The sequence below is a fragment of the Paenibacillus sp. GP183 genome, from assembly GCF_900104695.1.
In the GTDB taxonomy this organism is placed as follows: domain Bacteria; phylum Bacillota; class Bacilli; order Paenibacillales; family NBRC-103111; genus Paenibacillus_AI.
The window spans coordinates 1,162,941-1,182,703 of the sequence record NZ_FNSW01000001.1 but is presented as its reverse complement, the minus strand read 5'-3'; the positions used below and the strand labels follow the sequence as shown (position 1 = coordinate 1,182,703).

The 19,763-nt window shown below is 46.2% G+C and carries 19 protein-coding genes; 16 read left to right on the top strand and 3 right to left on the bottom strand.

The features are described from left to right. Positions 1-78: 78 nt before the first annotated feature. Complete coding sequence (locus BLV33_RS05865) at positions 79-1,326, top strand: MFS transporter (RefSeq protein WP_090789148.1); 1,248 nt, start codon at positions 79-81, stop codon at positions 1,324-1,326. Between the two features lie 630 nt (positions 1,327-1,956). On the opposite strand, the gene BLV33_RS05860 is transcribed toward BLV33_RS05865, so the two are convergent. Next, positions 1,957-2,559, bottom strand: a complete 603-nt coding sequence (locus tag BLV33_RS05860; RefSeq protein ID WP_090789146.1) for a Rossmann-fold NAD(P)-binding domain-containing protein — start codon at positions 2,557-2,559, stop codon at positions 1,957-1,959. Between the two features lie 173 nt (positions 2,560-2,732). On the opposite strand from BLV33_RS05860, the gene BLV33_RS05855 reads away from it, so the two are divergent. From BLV33_RS05855 to BLV33_RS05845, 3 genes are all read left to right on the top strand, one after another. Then, on the top strand, positions 2,733-3,161 hold the full coding sequence (locus tag BLV33_RS05855) for a VOC family protein (protein WP_216234714.1): 429 nt from the start codon (positions 2,733-2,735) through the stop codon (positions 3,159-3,161). 424 nt (positions 3,162-3,585) lie between these two features. Then, positions 3,586-4,638, top strand: coding sequence for an oxidoreductase (locus tag BLV33_RS05850; protein WP_090789142.1), 1,053 nt, complete (start codon positions 3,586-3,588; stop codon positions 4,636-4,638). Between the two features lie 274 nt (positions 4,639-4,912). Beyond that, positions 4,913-5,128, top strand: a complete 216-nt coding sequence (locus BLV33_RS05845) for a DUF7674 family protein (protein ID WP_253186979.1) — start codon at positions 4,913-4,915, stop codon at positions 5,126-5,128. A 352-nt stretch (positions 5,129-5,480) separates the two neighbouring features. Here the strand turns inward: BLV33_RS05845 and BLV33_RS05840 are convergent, their stop codons facing one another. After that, positions 5,481-5,819, bottom strand: a complete 339-nt coding sequence (locus BLV33_RS05840) for a DoxX family protein (RefSeq protein ID WP_090789141.1) — start codon at positions 5,817-5,819, stop codon at positions 5,481-5,483. A gap of 134 nt (positions 5,820-5,953) precedes the next feature. On the opposite strand from BLV33_RS05840, the gene BLV33_RS05835 reads away from it, so the two are divergent. After that, on the top strand, positions 5,954-6,337 hold the full coding sequence (locus BLV33_RS05835) for a winged helix-turn-helix transcriptional regulator (RefSeq protein ID WP_090789139.1): 384 nt from the start codon (positions 5,954-5,956) through the stop codon (positions 6,335-6,337). Positions 6,338-6,758: 421 nt separating this feature from the next. Here the strand turns inward: BLV33_RS05835 and BLV33_RS05830 are convergent, their stop codons facing one another. After that, entirely contained in the window at positions 6,759-8,030 is a 1,272-nt protein-coding gene (locus BLV33_RS05830; RefSeq protein ID WP_090789137.1) for an IS110 family RNA-guided transposase, read from the bottom strand. Positions 8,031-8,289: 259 nt separating this feature from the next. Between BLV33_RS05830 and BLV33_RS05825 the strand changes: the two genes are divergently transcribed. From BLV33_RS05825 to BLV33_RS05775, 11 genes are all read left to right on the top strand, one after another. Continuing rightward, positions 8,290-9,216, top strand: coding sequence for a DMT family transporter (locus BLV33_RS05825; RefSeq protein ID WP_090789135.1), 927 nt, complete (start codon positions 8,290-8,292; stop codon positions 9,214-9,216). A 193-nt stretch (positions 9,217-9,409) separates the two neighbouring features. Next, positions 9,410-10,258, top strand: a complete 849-nt coding sequence (locus BLV33_RS05820) for a tyrosine-type recombinase/integrase (RefSeq protein ID WP_090789133.1) — start codon at positions 9,410-9,412, stop codon at positions 10,256-10,258. Next, entirely contained in the window at positions 10,251-10,748 is a 498-nt protein-coding gene (locus tag BLV33_RS05815) for an IS91 family transposase (protein ID WP_090789131.1), read from the top strand. The genes BLV33_RS05820 and BLV33_RS05815 overlap by 8 nt, the downstream gene beginning before the upstream one ends. Before the next feature lie 291 nt (positions 10,749-11,039). Beyond that, positions 11,040-12,050, top strand: coding sequence for a Gfo/Idh/MocA family protein (locus BLV33_RS05810; protein WP_090789129.1), 1,011 nt, complete (start codon positions 11,040-11,042; stop codon positions 12,048-12,050). Between the two features lie 75 nt (positions 12,051-12,125). Beyond that, on the top strand, positions 12,126-13,103 hold the full coding sequence (locus BLV33_RS05805) for an aldo/keto reductase (protein WP_090789127.1): 978 nt from the start codon (positions 12,126-12,128) through the stop codon (positions 13,101-13,103). A 243-nt stretch (positions 13,104-13,346) separates the two neighbouring features. Further along, positions 13,347-14,246: a 2-hydroxy-3-oxopropionate reductase gene (gene garR, locus BLV33_RS05800; RefSeq protein ID WP_090789125.1), complete on the top strand. Its 900-nt coding sequence runs from the start codon at positions 13,347-13,349 to the stop codon at positions 14,244-14,246. A gap of 4 nt (positions 14,247-14,250) precedes the next feature. Further along, entirely contained in the window at positions 14,251-15,684 is a 1,434-nt protein-coding gene (locus BLV33_RS05795; RefSeq protein WP_090789123.1) for a four-carbon acid sugar kinase family protein, read from the top strand. A 220-nt stretch (positions 15,685-15,904) separates the two neighbouring features. Beyond that, positions 15,905-16,789 (top strand): GNAT family N-acetyltransferase, encoded by an 885-nt coding sequence (locus BLV33_RS05790; RefSeq protein WP_253186978.1) that lies wholly within the window; start codon positions 15,905-15,907, stop codon positions 16,787-16,789. Positions 16,790-17,147: 358 nt separating this feature from the next. Beyond that, on the top strand, positions 17,148-17,609 hold the full coding sequence (locus BLV33_RS05785) for a DinB family protein (RefSeq protein WP_090789121.1): 462 nt from the start codon (positions 17,148-17,150) through the stop codon (positions 17,607-17,609). A gap of 185 nt (positions 17,610-17,794) precedes the next feature. Continuing rightward, positions 17,795-18,565 carry an AAA family ATPase gene (locus BLV33_RS05780; RefSeq protein ID WP_090789119.1) on the top strand — a complete coding sequence of 257 codons (771 nt, stop codon included), beginning with the start codon at positions 17,795-17,797 and terminating at the stop codon, positions 18,563-18,565. A gap of 286 nt (positions 18,566-18,851) precedes the next feature. Further along, on the top strand, positions 18,852-19,424 hold the full coding sequence (locus tag BLV33_RS05775) for a hypothetical protein (protein WP_090789116.1): 573 nt from the start codon (positions 18,852-18,854) through the stop codon (positions 19,422-19,424). Positions 19,425-19,763: the final 339 nt, after the last annotated feature.

The window sequence follows — 19,763 nt, the reverse complement described above, 5'->3', positions numbered from 1 at the left end:
TGCTGCTGATGAAGCATATGCTTGAAATTTTGAAGCACGACGTAATAACTGCAGAACATAAATGGGAGGAACAGCCAGATGAGTAATTTACATGTGCAAGCAACACCGCAAAATGTGCCCGATGCCAACAAATCCAAGCCGCAAAACAGTCAAAACGACATCAAACGGCAGCAAATGATATGGGCGCTTGGCTTCGGGGGATTTCTTGTCAACGCTGATAGCAGAGCCATCACGCCGATGCTGCCGGCGATCTCGCATACATTTCACACCGATGCGTCAACAGCCGCTTTGCTTATTACGGCCTATTCCATTCCATACGGCGTGTTTCAACTAGCTTTTGGCCCGATCGCGGACCGGTTCGGCAAAGTCAGGACGATCTTGATGTCGCTTTGCTTATTTGCAGTGGGCACGATCGCCTGCGGATTTGTTCATGATTTCACCTGGCTGCTAATCATGCGGTTTATTACAGGCATGTTTGCCGCGGGCATTATTCCGACGACGCTGGCGTTGATCGGAGACCAATACGCCATTACGGAAAGGCCGCGTACGATAGCGTTCTTCATGTCTTTTTCGACTACAGGCCAAGCTTTAGGAATTGTGGTGGGAGGATTAGTCGCTCAGTTTGCAAGCTTCAGCTTCCTGTTTTTCATCATCGGGCTGGTAGCCTTTCCCGCGTTGCTGGCTCTGTTTCTTCAACGGAAGCATGGAGCGGCTCCTGCAGGAGCAACGATTTCACTTCGGCTTCGTTATATCGCCTTGCTCAAAAATCGCAGAGCATGGCTGATCTACGGTTTGGTGTTCACGGAAGGCTTTATGTTTTTTGGCGGCTTTACGTTTTTAAGCGTTTATGGCGTGTCGGTTCTTCATCTATCGTATCTCGCCATCGGCTTGCTGACAGCAATTTACAGTTTAGGAGCGTTTCTCGGCAGCCGTACGATTACAGCGGTGCTGCGCCGAATCGGAGCTCCGCGCATGCCGGTTTTGGGTTCGCTGTTGATGGCGGCTGGTTTTGGCGTTGTATGGAGCTGGGAAAACGTGATCGGGCTTACTCTCGGTTTCGTGGTACTTGGTTTCGGCTTCAGCTACTGCCACTCCACTCTGCAAACCTACGCGACGGATTTACTTCCGCAGGGACGCGCCACGGCCGTTTCGGTTTTTGCGTTTTCGCTGTTTCTCGGCAGCGGCCTGGGACCGGTGGCGGGAGGAAGCGTCTATGATCAGTTTGGCGTCGGTGCCATGCTCGGGGCGGCAGCCGGCGGCATGCTGATCTTTTGCCTGATGTGTTCTCCCTTACTTCGGAAGCAGGCGGTCTTGGGTAATAAATAAAGGGATGATTGGCGAGCAACAAGGAATGACTATTCGACAAGAAACGTGCTTCATGTGGTTGTATGAACGCCTCACTTCACATTTTGGAAAGACATACTCATAGTGCTATCGTAGAGTTGTATACGGGCACGTTCGGGCTCGGCTTCTGCTTCCCCTACAACGAAGGTGACGAGGAAGCTTGGCTGAACGTGAACGGATGGGGTTCGGTTTTATACATTCGAATGAGGTTCCGAAAATGGATTTTTTGTCTCCGCCAAAGGGGAAAGGAAGATTTTCTTCTCTTTCCAAGTGGATAACATCCATGAACTCAACGAAGTGATGAAGCAGAAGGGCGCTGAAATCAAGGAGATGGTCTATAAACCAGGCGGCGGCTACAGCTTCCAATAGTCGACCCGGACGGCAATTGCATGGGCATATGGGGTGGGTGGCGGAAAGAGGAGAAGTAGAAGAGGGGCGGCAACCCCTCTTTTCTTGATCTTGATACTCTTTCCCCTGATAAACTAGGGAGTGGAACTAACAGTTACTTGTCGTCGGCAGCCGTTGTTTCGCTCCGCTAACGAGAACGCAAGTAAAATAACAAATGGACCTGTACGCGTGCAGCCCTCGTTCCACTAACTGACATTAGAGCGGTTACGCAACTATCTCCCGGATCAATTTCGGCATCCAATCGGTCAGTGGCTGGAACGTGTAGCCGGCTTGCACCGCTTTGGTTGTATCCATATACCTTGAAACGGCGGGACCGAAAGGCGATTTCTGTTCCGTTTCGCTGAGAATGTTCGCCTGCTTTCCCGCGGCTTCCGTGATGAGAGAGAGAATTTGCCCGGTGGACAGATCACCTTGAGAGCAGGCGTTCACCTGTCCTTCCAGGTCGGATTGGCGCAGCCAGGCGAGAAACGAGGCAACTTCATCCGAGAGGATGAAACACATCCACGCCTCCGGATTCGGAATTCCGAGCGGGAGCCCTTGTTGTACGGACTCAATGTGTTTATGCAGCCGCCGAGTGTAATCGTCATTACCCAGAACGATGGGAATCCGTTTATTTCCCGAATTTAAAATTAACTGAGAACATTTCACCATGATACCTTCGCTGGTGGGACTATCCCCTGTAGGCGGATCTCGGCTTTTCGCCCCTTTAATATCTACAGTCGAACCCGGAACCGCGGCGATCGCTATCGCCGTTAAATTCTTGCTCGCTTCGTCAGTCAGCGCATCCGTCTGTGTCCCTTTCTTCAATTTAACCGTAAAATTAGCTTTGTTGGCGGCAGCTTAACATTTGGCGTCCGACTCCAGCTGATCCCCTTTAGCGAACGAATATCCACCAATCGACAGACTTCTCCCTGTACGCAACTTATACTAACATTGAAATATTAGCGCGGTTCGAACCAATCGATAAAGGACGTGAAACGATGGAGTGGCATGGCATTCACCACATCGCAATGGCTACGCGAGATTTGGAAAAAACGATCCAGTTTTATACGGAAGTTTTGGGTATGCAATCAAGCCCCATACAACCCTCAAATCCCTTTCACGGGCGGCATTCTTTCATTAAGCCGGGGGCCGATTCCGAAACTTGGGGGTTGCATTTCTTCGAGCTCGCTGATGCGCAAATTCATTCGCACCCTGAAGCGCTGCAGCGCCTGACCTTTATCCCGGGCGCTTTGCAGCATATTGCTTTTGCGCTTCAGGATGAAGCCGCCGGCCTGCTAATGAGGAGCCGGTTGGAGGGCCTTAGCGTGGAAATGACCGCACTGCTGAGCAATGGACCGACGAGAAGCTTCGGATTTTTCGATAACAACGGAATTCAATTGGAAGCGATATGGCCTAAACAGCAATAATTTCTCGGAGACGATTCAGAAAATAATTGGTATAACTTACCGAAGCATCGATTACCGGGTCCAATTTGGCCAATGGATGGTTAAAGGGCGGAGTGATGTATTTCCAATATCCCATAAAATAAAGGATAGTTCTATGGTTTCCCGATAGAGCTATCCATTGTATTTGAAGGAGGGATCCTGATAAGAAAAATGGTGCCGGCATTGTTGTCAATTCTATTTCTCTTATCCGGTTGCATGACCTATAAGACGGTACAAACGGAACAATTGACCGACTTTAAGATAAATGTTCGTTCGGAGCATAAGGGCTGGTTGTAAAAGCTGCCCCGTGCAAACGGTTTGCACGCTAATTTGTATCATGCTCAATATATGATGCAGCAGCAATTAAATAAGCTTGCAATCGGTTCATAAAAGGGAGGGGATTTTCATGGGCGACGAACTTCGCGTAGGCTTAATCGGCTACGGATACGCCGGCAGAACTTTTCATGCGCCAGTGATTACCACCGTTCCCGGTTTGAAGCTGGTTAAAGTGGTGCAGCGGAGTGGCACATCATCGAAAGTACGGTATCCGTGGGTGGAAGTCGTGGATCATGTGCAGGAGCTGTACCGGGACGATACTATCGATCTGATCGTCGTGACGACTCCAAGCACCGATCATTACGAATTCGTGAAGGACGCTCTTCTGGCGGGAAAGCATGTCATCGTCGAGAAGCCGTTTACGGTAACTGCCGGTGAAGCGGATCGATTGATCGCACTAACCAAAGAACAAGGAAAAGTCCTTAGCGTTTTCCATAACCGGCGTTGGGACGGCGATTTCCTAACCGTTCGGGAGATCGTCCGCAAAGATTTACTGGGACGGATAAGCGAAGCCGAATTTTGCTGGGATTCGTACCGTCCGACAGTGGGAGCCAATTGGCGGGATAGCGATTCGCCTGGTGCAGGCGTGTTTTACGATCTGGGGGTGCATTTACTCGACCAGGCGCTCACCCTGTTCGGCATGCCGGCGACGATTGACGCGGAGATACGTGCTATTCGCGACAATGCCGTCGCATCAGATTATTTCAATGTCGTTCTGGGTTACGAAGACGGACTCAGAATCCGCATCAAGTCTTCCCCGCTCGTTCGTGAGCACGGTCCGCGTTATGTGCTGCACGGAACACAAGGCTCATTCGTCAAGTATGGGACTGATCCTCAGGAGAAAGCGTTGATCGATGGAGAAACACCTCTGAAGCCAAACTGGGGGGTGGAGCCTGAAACCATGTGGGGGACGTTAAACACCTCCATCGCAGGTCTCCATTATGTCGGTCGTGTCCGAACGATACCAGGATCGTACACATCCTACTTTCAAAATGTTTATGATGCCATTACCGGTAGGACCGAGCTGGAGGTCAAACCGGAACAAGCTCGTATGGCCATCCGGATGATCGAACTGGGTATAATGAGCAGCTATGAAAGAAGGACGGTTGAAGTTACGCCTTAACATGATCTTAACGAGAGAAGGGATATGCAGTGTTTCCATTTAAACCGTCGATTAATGCGTCAACCTTGCTTCCTTTCAACTTAGGAGTTAAAGATCAGGTGAGAATTGCGGCTGAAGGTGTTGATGGGAAGGTGTGGTCCTGGTCCGCGAGATGAGGAAATTGAAGGCTGCCGGCACGATCGGCAGCCTGTTCAGCTAACGGGCAATATCGCGTAATGACGGTGTTTGGTAAAATAAAAGTAATAATGATTTTATATTGTGTGTTGGCGGTTTAATGGAAAAGCAAATTCAGAAACAAGAAGTAATGGATTTACTACTAAAAGCTTGTCCTTCTTATAAGTCCAGATGGGAAGATTATAAGAATGATGCTGGATATGAAGTTGGAGAAGAACAATTACTTTATATAGACTTTGCGGATTTCGCTAATCATTTAATTGAATTGTTGAAGGGAAATAGAGTTGACGAGTTTCGCAGGTCTTTGATGTTGTAGAGATATTGCATATCTATGGGGATGCTTTGGTCAAAGAAGCTATAACAGTAGGATTGTTGGAGGACCTTTACCTTGGATGTGGAATCGAATAGCTTTATTCCTTTCTTAAAACCAGAATCACTACGATGGTGGAACAAACATAAAGATTTTTGGACGAATGGAACATTGTTTTCGGATGATTAATAAAAAAGAATGATTCTATTAACAGGTACGATTGTGCAGTACGGTTGCTTCGGCAGCCGTTTTTTGTTTGCTCAACTAACGGGGGCAGTATAGCGTGGTTGATTGTACCGTAAAAAAACCTGATCAGCAGTTCCCGATCAGGCGTAATCGTTTTTGTTGGGAATCAGAATTACCAACGTCCGACGGCGACAAATATCAATAACGCCAAGAAAATGATGGGCATACCGATGCTCTGGTATTCTTTCCTCTTCGCATGAATTCCAGTAGCAAGAACCATGACTACGCCAAGTGCAATAGCCGCAATAGGTGTCAATGTAGGTACAATTCCGGTTGCAAAAGGCAATATCAAGCCAAGTGCTCCAAGAATTTCAGATAACACGACAAAAATAACTAAGCCTTTAGTCATCCCAGCGGCTTGTACTTTCTCATAACGGAAAACTTTCATAGAAGCAATCATAACGAAAGCTAATCCTAAGATGCCTTGCACGATCCATAATGCGATATTCATAAATTTGTACTCCTCTCGTTGAATAATTATCTTATGGGAGTATAATAAGTTATAAGTAGATTATTTGGAAGTAGGCACTTAATTTAAACATAGTATGCAAAAAGATACCTAAAATTATTAAAGGAGGATCTCAGATGTACAATGGTTGTAAATTCGATACGGTAATAGAAATTCTTGTTGGCAAATGGAAACCCATCATTCTGTTTCATCTTTTATCAAATGGCACGATGAGATTTAACGAACTTCAAAAAGCAATGCCGGATATAACAAAAAAAATGCTTACCCAACAATTACGGGATTTAGAGTATCACGGTATCGTTCATCGTGAGATATATCGCCAAATCCCTCCAAAAGTTGAATATTCCATCACAGAATACGGCAAAGGAATGACTACTCTTTTAGAGGCAATGCATGAATGGGGAACAGCTCATGTAAAACATTTGAAAGAGTTGTATGGGGAGGATAGATCATTGGAATCATTAGTAAGTGAATTGGATGAAGTCACAGGGGGGAGTTAGGATCAAGATTTTCTATTGAAACACGCCCCCTACTAAACTCCCTCGGCACGATTCAGTTTTCTCACGCATGCTCGCTTATTCGCAGGATTTCATCCCTTTGGACAGGAGTATAGAAGGAGGAGGGAACAACCGTACTAGACTTCGGCAACATGAAGGCGTGCTGGAATAAAGGAGAGTGAGTTTATCTCCAGTTGTTTCCATATACTGCACGCATTCTCCACGCCACCCTCGGAGGTTTTCACTCCCATGTCTCAACGGGTCATAGCCCTCTCATTCCTTCGTTACACCTATCCAAGGGGTGGAGGCCGGTTTTGCTAACGGTACGGGTCAGTGCCCTTTGGTTTAATGTATCCGGTACTCCGTGCTTTCTTTGAAATCCTGCGAATAAGCCAATCTACGTCTAACAAAACGGTATTGAGGTTTAAGCTGCTTGCTCAAGTGGCCATGTTTTTATAGGTGTGTAGGCTTGACCGCTGCGAGCCATCCCCACCAAGATGCGAGCCAATTTACCGCAGAGCTTCATAACGGACTTCTTTTTCTTCATCTTCTTCACGTTCACATTGTAAGCATGCATCGCTTTAAACTCTGGATTATTCATAATTAAACACATGGTCGCTATGTAGAGGAAGCGGCGGAGCCGGGAGCGTCCGCGTTTACTAATGATCATCTGTCCGGTCCATTTACCGGAGCTTGATTCAGCAAGATTTAGGCCGGCATGGCGCAGCAAAGCATTCCCGTGAACAAATCCGCTTAAATCCCCAGCCCCACCCAGAATACTGGCCAGTGAAATTGCACTAATTCCTTTGATCGCAAGCATGGATTTTGCAAAGGGGATGCGTTCTAACACAGCGACGATCTCCTGCTCTACGACCTGCAGCTGCTCGCAGGCCAGATCATACTCTGCAAGCAGTTGCTTCAAATGCAGTTGGTATGCATGAGTAGCTTGGCGAGATCCGACAGAGAGGCTGGCCAGTGTAATGAGTTCCTGGGCTTTTCGTGAACCGCTGTGCCGCTTCATGAGTGATTTCCACCCTTTAATCACGTCTTGCGGTTGTAGTTGGCCTAATTCTGCCGGTGTAGGGAAGAGGCGTAACGTGGTCAAGGCACCGATACACGTGATGTGCTTGAATACATGCCGCAATTCAGGGAAAACAATGTCCACCCAACGGTGGATTTGGTTTTTTGCGCTGACGAGACGTTTCACCACAGAGTCTCGGTTCGAAAGAAGAACACGGAGTTCCTCGAACGCTTCAGGGGTGTTGCGTCTAAACGAGTAGTACCCGTTCTTCACCATGTCGGCGATGACAAGGGCATCCTTTTTGTCGCTCTTCGAGGGCGTATTATCTCTGTTCTCTTTGTTCTTTTTCACAAGATGCGGGTTCACCAAAACGACTTCAAATTGGTGAGCAGCCAACCATCGAGACACGTTAAGCCAATAGTGTCCCGTGGGTTCCATGCCGACGACAGTCGCACTTAAATGATGAGCTGTTTGCAGCTTCTGGATCCATTGAAGTAGGCTGTTAAATCCATCTTCGTCATTCGTAAACGACAACGCTTCTCCAATGATAATGCCGCGAAAGTTTACAGCGCGGGCAACATGTGTCTGCTGGGCGATGTCGATCCCGACAACAAGATGTGAAGAGGTAATTTTTTCAATGAGTTGATTTTGTCTGGCTTGCGATTTAAACTTCATAGTAGAGCGTCCTCCTGGATGATGGGATTTAAAAGGGCTTTGACCCGTTGCGTACTCCCATCGTACCGAGGCGCTCGTTTTTTTGCAAAGCTCGTAATAATCGCTCTACAGGAATGCTAACGGAAACGATAGTGGAGGAACTTGCTTCGGGGCAGCTCCTCTTTTTGGTTTATTAAAATAACGGGCGGCAGTATCGCTAAGTAAGTAAGTGGTATAATGCGAATAATAACTGCCATTTTGAAAAGTACAGGAGAATACTATGAAAAGTTCAATCCCAACACCCAAGAGAAGAAGGGCTATCAATTCCTACCCAAGGGCAGGAGACGTTATTCTGCTTCTAGTTGCGGTAGTCTGGGGGTCGAGCTACATAACTGCCAAGACAGTATTAAATCAATATGAACCTTTTATGTTCTTGTTCTACCGCTTTTTAGCCACCGTCCTCATAATGCTTCCTTTTACATGGAAGAACCTAAGAAATGCTTCCAAAGAGACATGGGAAATTGGTACTGTCTTTGGATTATTTTTATTTTCTATTTTCTCTTTTGAAACATGGGGAATCCACTATACTTCAGCTTCAAATTCTGCCTTCATTATCAGCCTAACGCTCATCTTGACTCCTTTAATGGATTGGTTCGTAAACAAGAAGTTCACGGGATATCTCTTTTTCCTAGCAGTTGGCTTATCTATTATTGGAACAGGACTTTTAACTTACAAAGATACAATCTTGTTTAATATAGGGGATACCTTAATTCTTGGAGCTGCACTGCTAAGAGCTATTCAGATGACATTTACAAAAAAACTGACAAATGGAAAAGTGTTAGATAATAGTGCGTTAACAGTCATTCAGTTATGCGTAGTGGCTATTTTTTCAGGAGTATCCAGCCTCGCTTTAGAAGGTTCATCTTTATTTGTAATTCCACAATCTAAGGAATTTTGGCTTCCTACTCTATACTTAGCTCTATTCTGTACAATCTTTGCTTTCTATGCCCAAATTGTTTTTATTCGAAAAACATCTCCTTCAAGAGTTGGACTACTAATGGGAATGGAACCTGTCTTTGGAGCCGTTTTTGCAGTTTTCCTAGGTGGTGAAGTTTTGTCCGTGACAAACTGGTTCGGAAGTCTATGTATTGTAGGAGCTACATTCTGGGGACGTTATCTTCTTGACCTCAAACAACCAAACTCGTAATGGGGCTGTTTTTATTGTTCATTGAACGGGCAGGATAGTTTAATTCCTTTCGTGAATACCTTATATATGGAAAGTTCGCGAAATTCGTAAATAAGACGTTGAACTAAACCGCTGCGCGGTGGCTAACTTGCAAGCTTTTTTTAAATCATTATTGGGAATAATGACCAGTAATGATTTGAAAGGAGCGAATACAATGCCTACTTTAAAAGAACAGATGAAGTTCAATTTAGAGTTAAGGGGATATAGTCCCAATACCCAAGCAGCGTACCTGCGTTGTGTTACTGAATTTTCTCGCCACTACGGAAAATCTCCTAGTTTACTCGGAACCACTGAAATTAAAGACTACCTACATCTATTACTTTCAACCCAAACCAAAAGCCATTCCTCCATCAACACAATGTATAGTGCGTTAAAGTTTTTCTATGAAATCACATTAGGGAGAACTTGGGACGTTAAAGCAATTCCGAGAACCAAAACACCAAAACAATTACCCTCTGTACTTTCCGCAGCTGAAGTAAAGGGGATTTTTGATGCGTTAACCAACATAAAACATAGAGCCATTTTAATGACCATATATGCTGCCGGACTTCGTGTAAGTGAAGCTGCTAATCTAAAAGTTGCGGATATAGATAGCAAGAACATGCAACTCCGAATTCGGCAAGCGAAAGGGAAGAAAGATCGATACAGCCTGTTATCAACTGAAAATTTACATATTCTTAGAGAATACTGGAAACGATGTAGACCCAAAGAATGGTTGTTCCCTGGTTATGATCAGGATAAACCGCTTACCACACGTTCCATTCAAAAAATGTTTGAAAAGGCTAAGAGTATAGCTGGAATACATAAGCAGGTGTCCGTCCATACGCTCCGTCACTGTTTTGCGACGCATTTATTGGAAGCAGGAACAAGCATTTACCATATTCAGAATTTGCTTGGACATACCAGCCCGAAAACAACGAATATATATCTGTATCTAACCCGCAAAGACCTCTTAAACGTTAAAAGTCCGCTCGATCGTCTGAAAGAGATAGTCCATGATTGAGGTTGCAGATATCTTTCGAGAGTACGGTGATGAGTATAGAGCTCACCATAAACTGTCCTTACCGATGATTAGAGCGATGCATGCTATTCAATACTGCCGAACATCCATGATGGGAGGCCACGTGGACCAATGCGACGATTGCGGACACAAACAAATCTCGTACAACTCCTGCCGTAACAGGCATTGTCCTAAATGTCAAAACCTGCCCAAAGAAAGATGGTTGGAAGAACGGAAAAAAGATTTATTACCTATCCCGTATTTCCACATCGTCTTTACACTGCCAACTGAATTACGAGCAATTGCCTTAAGAAACAAGAAAGTGATGTACACTCTGTTGTTTAAAGCAAGCGCGGAAACCCTTTTAGAGCTTGCTAATGATCCCAAGTATCTAGGTGCTCAAATCGGATTTATTTCACTGCTTCATACCTGGGGCCAAAACTTAATGGATCATCCCCATGTCCATTGCGGTAGCTCCTTTTTCGTTTATTGAAGTAACGGGAAGGCTCACCGCTTGCTATTAAAGCGTAGAATGGATAACGGGCTATGGGCACTGTGTGCTATGAGATCCCCCAAACATGGACGCATAATCCTAGGGCTCGTTTGACACAAAACTCCCCTTTTGATTACCGGTTAACAATATTTAAATATTCGATAAAAAAAGAAAGGAATCCAGAAGTTGTGTGGAGAAGCATAATAACGTGACATAATCACGAAAAATAGGACAGGAGATGAGTATTTGTATTCTCCAATTCGAAAAATTAATAACGAGGTGGCGAGAAATATGGTTCATTTGGCATTACTTGGCGCATGGCATGTTCATGCCAAAAATTTTGTAGAGGAAGCATTAAAGACCGGAATAGCGGATTTAAAAGTGGTCTGGGATGATGATGAAGAAAGAGGCAAAGCTTTTGCCGAAAAGTTCGGGGTCGCTTATGAAGGCGACTTGGACAGCGTACTTAGCAGAAAAGATATAGATGCGGTAATAGTGGAGTGTGCCACCGCAATGCACAAGGAAGTCATCGTAAAGGCCGCCAACGCCAAAAAGCATATTTTCACCGATAAAGCGCTGGCGCTAACGGTGCAAGACTGTCTGGCGATCAAAAAGGCCATTCTCGACAATCGTGTAAAATTTGCTGTATCCCTGGAATCCAAGATCATTGGCCCATACCGCTACGCCAAAACGCTGGTGGATGAAGGCAAGCTCGGCCGCGTGACGTCAGCCTATTTCAGACGCGCTCATCAAGCGGCATTGGATAAAAACATGCTTCCGGCGTACTGGTTTGATCCTGCTCAAACTGGCGGGGGAGTGACATTGGATTTGGGCTGCCACGGATTATATCTTCTGCCGCATTTTTGCGGAACACCCACAAAGGTTACCTGCCTTATGAATGAACTGTACGGTACCGGAAGCGATGAAAATTCGACCACCATAATTGAATTTGACAGCGGAGCCATCGGTACTTCCCACACCTCTTTTGTCTCTTACCGCATTGATAATTTGCTGGAGATCATCGGCACAGAGGGAACATTGGTCATTTCCGGCACGAATAAGTCCAACTTCCGGGTATTGCTGCAATCCAAACATGTGCCTGGCCACGAAAACTTGGTGCCGGTTCCGAGCGAGAACGTTCCGGAAGACGACGAACTTCCAAGCGCCCAGTTTGTAGGGCTTGTGTCGTCCGATACGGCGCTAAGCTTACCCTACTTTGACATTGAGGCGGCAATTGGGATTACCCGTCTGATCGAATGCGCATATGAATCCGCAAAAGAACAAAGGCATGTGATGTATTAAGCTGAACTAGTCACCCGAAACAAATATTTGTTACATTCAAAATAGCCTCACATCTTTGGAATGGAGTGGTTCGTTATGGAGTATGGCAGATTGGGCAACAGCGGCCTGCGAATTTCGAAGATCAGCTTGGGATGCTGGAATTTCGGCAGTCCGAATCCACCCTTCGGCATACCGGGCAGGGTGACGTCGCAAGACGCGATTCGTCTTATTCACGAGGCTTATGATCTCGGCATCAACCTGATCGACAACGCGAACCGGTACACCGGCGGCGAAGCGGATCAAATTCAGGGACGTGCCATGAAGGGACATCGTTCGGATTTCATCGTGGCGACGAAGCTGATGAAGCGGGTAGGGGAGCGCCCGAATGACGAAGGCTTGTCCCGTGTACATTTCATGCAGGAAGTGGAAAATATTTTAAGACGGCTCGATACCGACTATGTCGATTTGCTGCAAGCGCACGACGTCGATTGGGGAACTCCGCTCGAGGAAACGCTGCGCGCCTTCGATGATCTGATCCGCCAAGGAAAGGTGCGCTACATCGGTTGCTCCAACTTCCCGGCGTGGCTTCTTGCCAAGTCGCTTTGGATCAGCGACGTCAGAAATTTGGCCGGCTTTGTTTCCGCCCAGCCGAAATACAATTTGATTAGCCGGGAGGTCGAGAAGGAGCTTCAGCCACTTTGCGTCGACCAAGGCATCGGGATGATCATTTACAGTCCGCTGGAAGGCGGCATTTTGACAGGGAAGTACAATCAAGGTATTCCGGATGACAGCCGCGCCGGCGACAGCAACCCTTTGACCTGGGACAGGGCGGAAAACATGAAGTCGCAGGTCGAGAAGCTTCAGCAAGCGCTCGGCGTGCTTAGAGATGTCGCTGCAGAGCTCGGAAAATCCCCGTCTCAAGTAAGCCTGAACTGGCTCATCAACCGTCCGGCCGTTTCATCGGCGATCATCGGCGCAACGCGCTCCGAGCAAATCGTCGACAACGCGGGAGCAACCGGCTGGAAGTTGCCTGAAGAGCTGGCGGACAGATTGGAACAAGCTTTCGCGCGATAAACAAAATCGAATGACGGTCCGCGCGCTGCGCGGTTTTTTTTATTTTACGGGCTTTTGCCGTAGTAGGCGGCGAATTGCCTAATGGATGGAATCTTAGCCCAAGTAGAGATAGGTAAAAATATAGAGAACAAAAACTCCACATTCTTTTTTTTCGGATATAAGGAATTATTAACCAACATTCTCCATTTTCATATAAAATAAGATTCATATCACTTACTCTATCGAACCGCGGGAGGGAAAGAAATGAAACAACGTATCGGATTTATTGGCTTGGGCATTATGGGAAGACCGATGTCGCTGCATTTAATCAAGGTGGGCTATCAATTGACCGTGTACGATATTAATCAAGAAGCCGTTAACCATGTTGCGGCTTTGGGAGCGCAAGCGGCTTTATCGCCAAGAGAGGTTGCGGAGCAAAGCGATATTATTTTTATCATTGTTCCTAATTCACAGCATGTTAAGGAAGTGGTTCTAGGTGAGAACGGGATCCTGCAGGGTGCGGATCCGGGAACCATCATTGTAGACTTGAGCTCTATCACTCCTGTAGCTTCCAAGGAAATTGCTGCGGCGGCTGCGAAAAAGGGAGTGGAAATGCTCGACGCTCCGGTTAGCGGAGGCGAGCCGAAAGCGATCGACGGGACGCTCGCAATTATGGTCGGCGGCAAGGCGGAGATATTCGAGAGTGTCAAAAATTTACTGCATTGTATGGGCAGCAGCGTGACACTGGTGGGCGGAATCGGGAGTGGGACAATGGCGAAATTAGCCAATCAAATCATTGTTAACCTGAACATTGCGGCGATGTCGGAGGCTCTGGTTTTAGCGGCAAAAGCCGGCATTGATATCGATAAAATGTACCAGGCCATCCGGGGCGGACTTGCCGGAAGCACCGTTTTAGATGCAAAGGTTCCTATGGTTCTTGACCGGAACTTTGTTGCCGGCGGAAGAATAGACATCAATTTGAAGGATCTCGCCAATGTAATGGAAACAGCCCATGAGATAGGGGTTCCTTTGCCTTTATCCAGCCAGCTGTTGGAGATTTTTCACGCAATGAAGGCGGACGGGAAAGCCGGTCTCGATCACTGCGGAATCGTGCAGTTTTACGAGAAGCTTGCGCATGTTGAAGTGAAGAGAATGGAGGGATAAGCGTATGGGGGAAAACGGCACTTTGTCCTTCTCCGCGCTCAAACAAATATTGCCGGCTGAGTGGACCGGTCAGGACCTTCGTAAGCAAATCAAGCGGATGAACGACACACAGCATAAGAAAATCATTGTGCTGGACGATGACCCTACAGGCGTGCAAACGGTCCAAGGCATCGACGTGTTGACCCAGTGGGATAAAGGCCTACTTCGGGAGGCCTTTACAAAGAAAGAAACGGTGTTTTACATACTTACCAATACGCGGGGGTTGGATGCGGTGGAGACGGAGCGGATTAATCGTGAAATCGCCGGTAATGTTTATCAGATTGCTAGCGAGACGGGTGTCGATTTCGCGTTTGTCAGCCGCAGCGATTCTACCTTGCGCGGGTATTATCCTTTGGAAATTGATGTCTTATCGGAAGAAATGAAACGGTTAACGGGTAAAGGCTACGACGGTCATCTGATCATCCCCGCATTTATTGAAGGCGGTCGACTGACTTATCAGAATACTCACTACGTTCTCGAAGGCGACATCATGGTTCCCGCACAACAGTCGGAATTTGCCAGGGACAAGGTGTTCGGTTATAGGCATGGCGATCTTACGAAATGGGTGGAGGAAAAAACGGAGGGCCGGTTTCAACCTGAGGAGTGCACCGTGGTCGGTTTGGATGACATAAGAAGCGGACCGGATGCCGTGGAGGATATTTTATTAAGGGTCCAAGGCAATTCACCTGTTATTGTCAACGCGCTATCTTATGCCGATCTCGATGTGCTGTCGTTTGCGCTGGTACAAGCGGAGTCAAAAGGCAAGAAATTTATTTTTCGAACGGCGGCTTCCTTTGTTAAAGCGTACGGCGGGTTCGGAGAGCAGGGTTATTTGACGAAGGATAAACTGATCGCGAAAGGCGCGGAGTCCAACGGTGGACTTGTCGTAGTCGGATCGTATGTCCAAAAGACCACACGTCAGCTGGAGCAATTGCTGCAAAACACCGACATTTACTCATTGAAATTGGATGTGGAAAAGATTTTGAACTCGGAGCGGAAGGCGGACGAATTGGAACGGGTCATCAAGGAAATGAACCTGCGGCTCGTTCAGGGGCATAACGTAGTCGTTTATAGCAGCCGTGATTTGGTCGCTGCTGAGGATAAATCCAAGAATCTTGAGATCGGTACTATCGTTTCGAATGCTCTTGTTCAAATCGTGCGTTCCCTGAAAGTAACGCCTAAGTTTATCATTGCTAAAGGCGGCATTACCTCAAGCGATGTGGCTACTAAAGGGCTGAACATCCGTAAAGCGAGAGTGCTTGGCCAAGTGTCCGCCGGAATTCCGGTTTGGCAAACCGGAAGCGAGGCCAAATTTGCCGGGATGCCTTACATTGTCTTTCCGGGTAATGTGGGAACCGAACGTACTCTGTTGGAGATGATGCAAAAGATTGAAAGCTAAGCTAGCGCAAACAGCAAAAAGGCCGGGTGTTAAGTGTCCGACAACACAAACATATGGGCATAATCCTAGGGCAGCGAAGACGTGCTGACTCAACTAGGGCAGTAATCTTCAATAGTGTATAATCAAACCAAACGTAATTGAATACCCGTTAAGGAGATTACCCCTATATGACGAAAACGACCTTCCGCATCCGTCGCCCCTCAATGGATGACGCCCAGCTGTGTGCAACCTTGTGGCTGCCTGCGATACCGAAGACCTCGGCGCGCCAGACATCGTTCTAGACGACGTCCTAGACATGTGGTCCCGCTTCGATCTCAAGAACAATGTTTGGGTCGTTGAAGACACAGACTCAGCATTAATCGGTTACGCCTTCCTCGAGGAGGACAGCGAAGAGAAGCTGTTCAGCTGCGGATGCGTGCTGCCCACCGCTCGCTGCCGAGGCGTCGGCAAGGCGCTCGTTGCGGCGCTCGAAGCGCGCGCTGCGGCACTTCGGAATGAATCCGGCGTCTCGAAGCGCCTACAAAGCATGATCCCGACGTTATGCGAAGATGCCGTCCGCTTGCTGGAGGCTCACGGCTTCACCTCGGTCCGTTACTTCAAGCGCATGGGAATCCGCTTGGATGCCGAACCGGCCGCAACCGCGCCACCGGAGGGCTTCACAATAGAGCCGTTCGCGAAGGATCGCGATGAACAAGCCGTCTATGAAGCCTATGTAGAATCGTTCGCCGACCACTGGGATTTCACGGTGCCTTCCTTCGAGAAATGGGTCGAAAAGACGCAGCTGCCTACCTTCGACGAAAGATGGTGGCTGATAGCCCGCGACCCGAAAGGTGCCGTCGCTGGCTTTGCGCTCGGCCGCATGCGTGAAGACCTGCTCTTCATCGAGCAGGTCGGCGTACGCCGGCCGTTCCGTGGCCGCGGTCTTGCGCTTGCGCTGCTGCAGTGCGTGTTCGAGACATCCTATCGCGCTAGGCAGCCGCTAGTCTCGCTTGGCTTCGACACTGCGAACCCTTCGGGCGCCTACCGCCTCTATGAGAAGGCCGGTATGAAGCCCGACTACGAAATCAGCATCTATGAAAAGCCCTTCCCTTTTCCGGCCGAGTGAAACCCTGCCAATGAACAATGCCAGACAAGCGTCCGATACACGCCGTCGCCAATCGGGCCATTATTTCAATACATGCGTTTTATACCCCTACTTTTTGTTTTCATCTTGTGTCGGGTGACAAGAACTTGTACTCATTCCCGACGAAGCAATCTTGAGGATAAAATAAAACAGTTGATATCCGCTCAGCTAACGGGCAGCTAATGCAATTACATTGTAGAATATATACATTATTAGTTGATAATTTTAACTGGAAATATTGCATGGAAGTAGTCGGTATTGATATAGTTAAAAAGGAAGAATTGGCTTGATAACGTTATAGTGAACATCATCTTATACGTAGAAGTTAAGAGGAATCGAGATGAGGGAAAACGTTTTATTTGATGCCCTGGCAAGGGGTCGAGAGCAACTACTGAAACAAGTTGGGGATTGTCCTCTTGATAAACGCTATGTTGTTCCCACTGGATTCAATAACAATATCCTTTGGCAACTCGGTCATATCGTAACAGAGACAGATGGCTTAATTACCAGGCTGTCCGGAGAAAATCAGACTCTGTCGGCTGAGTATAAAGCATTTTTTGTAAATGGGACAAAGCCATCTGAGTGGAACGGGGAACCGCCATCATGGAATGAAATTCTCTCCCAACTAAAGGCCCAAATCCCCCTAATCCGTCGTGTCTTTACAGGCAAGTTGGATACTAGGTCTAAGGATAATCCCTCCAAGGGTGAGACGGTGGAGGAGCTTCTTTTGTTTAATCTTTTCCACGAATATTTACATGTTGGGAATATAGGCGCTATGCTGAAAGTATTAGGAGTGAAATGACTTAACTAACGGATAACGATAGCACAAATACACGACGCTGCCAACTGGATTGGTGGCTTTTCTCATTTAAAGGGCAGCTTATTAAGTATCTTTCATACAATTATAGCTAGCTTATACTTTAAATTTCACTCTAAAGGTGCATAATTAACTTATAACACTTGCTTGACTGTAGAGGTGATAGGCAGATGAATATCAATTCTTTCGATCCATTTTTGAGAGGCATAGAATTAGAGAGGCACATTGTTCCCTCCTTTGATTATTATCCATTTAACCTCGGAGTGATTAAGAGCCTAAGTAGGCTGGAATTCCATCCCAAAGTGACCTATATTGTTGGTGAAAATGGGATGGGGAAATCGACGCTAATGGAATCGATTGCCGTATCTTGGGGATTTAATCCGGAAGGTGGAACCAAAAATTTTTCGTTTTCCACGCAATCCACTCATTCAAACTTACATGAATTTATTCGTTTGGTACGTGGAGTTTATAAACCCCGGGATGGTTTCTTCTTTCGGGCAGAAAGTTATTATAACTTAGCAACGAATATAGAGAATTTGGATAACGAACCTTCTTTTGGCCCACCTATCATAAATTCTTACGGTGGGAAATCTCTACATGAACAATCTCACGGTGAATCATTTTTTGCCACATTTATTAACCGCTTTGGAGGGCAAGGATTATATATTTTGGATGAACCTGAGGCGGCCTTGTCTCCACTACGACAAATGGCCATGCTTTCACGAATTCATGAGTTGGTCCAAAAGAACTCTCAGTTTATTATCTCAACTCATTCCCCAATTCTCATGGCATATCCGGATTCGTTAATCTATAATTTGACACCATTTGGGATTGAAACCAGAACTTTAGAAGAAACCGATCATTATATCATCATGAAGCAGTTCCTCAATAACAAAGAAATGATGATCAAAGAGCTATTTGACAGCGGAGAAGATGTGTAACGTATGCTTCGTTAAGCTATTGGAAATCTAGAGATCAATATCGAAAGGCATCCATGTGGAGCCCTTCTCTCAGCTAACTGGCAGAATAGTTTATCTAATGCTTCAATGCCTTGCCTTTATACTGAAAAGATTTTTACTATCAGTTATTCCAAAAAGTATAATCGAGTCCGTTTTTACTGTGCACAAGAATATTCAGCAAACTTTCAGTTTGATTTCATAACATTATTCGATGTACTCTCCGATAAAAGATGTTAGCTACACTAATCCAAATTCGGGAGTGATTAAATTGAGCATTCAACCAACAAGTACCAGCAGTTTGAATTATTCGAGCTATCAAATCAATCATTCGTATCAGAGTCAAAAGTCTGATACGGCTGTTGATAAGCAAAGCCATCATCAACACCATGCGAAAAGAGCGGATTCGGTAGAACTGGGTCAGAGCGGTATTCAAGACGCTCAAGGAGCCCAATATTCTTCGCAAAATTCACAAACAAACCCAATTGCTCAGATCATTGATACGGTGTTGAATTCCTTAAATACTCCATCCAATCAAGATTCCACAACGACTTCAGGTCAAAATTCACAAACGTATCCAATTTCCAAAATCATACAAGATGTTAAATCCATCTTAAATGCCAAATCGAATCAGGATTATACCCAAACTTCAGATAATGATCCGATTCATATTCTGATTCAAGATATTAAAGCAGCACTTGCCTCTCAAAATTCGCAAGATTCTTCCCAAACCGATCCAATGTCTAAACTCATTCAAGATATTAAATCGGCATTGGATACACAAAGCAATTCTAACATTTCCAACACATCTTCAAGTTCGTCTTCGAAGAGTTCCACGATTTAATAATACAAGCTAACGATAAAGAACATCTGAACAAAACACTAACTTTTGAAGATGTGCAGCGGCATTTGTAATCATAATGAAACAAGCCGTTGACACTGCGATAATGTACCAAGCATATAATAGAACTCGACCCCCTTTTTCATATAACATTAAGACCCACAGCACCCGCCAACTAGTCTGTGGGTCTCTTTCTGTCTACGGATAGGTCTCAAAACAAGTGATTGTGTCTGCAATTTACTTGGCTTGAAATTGAGCATATCAAAACGGAGAACGATAGCGTAATAGAACGGCTGAAGATCTAATGATCAGCAGCCGTTTGCTCAACAAACGGACAGATTA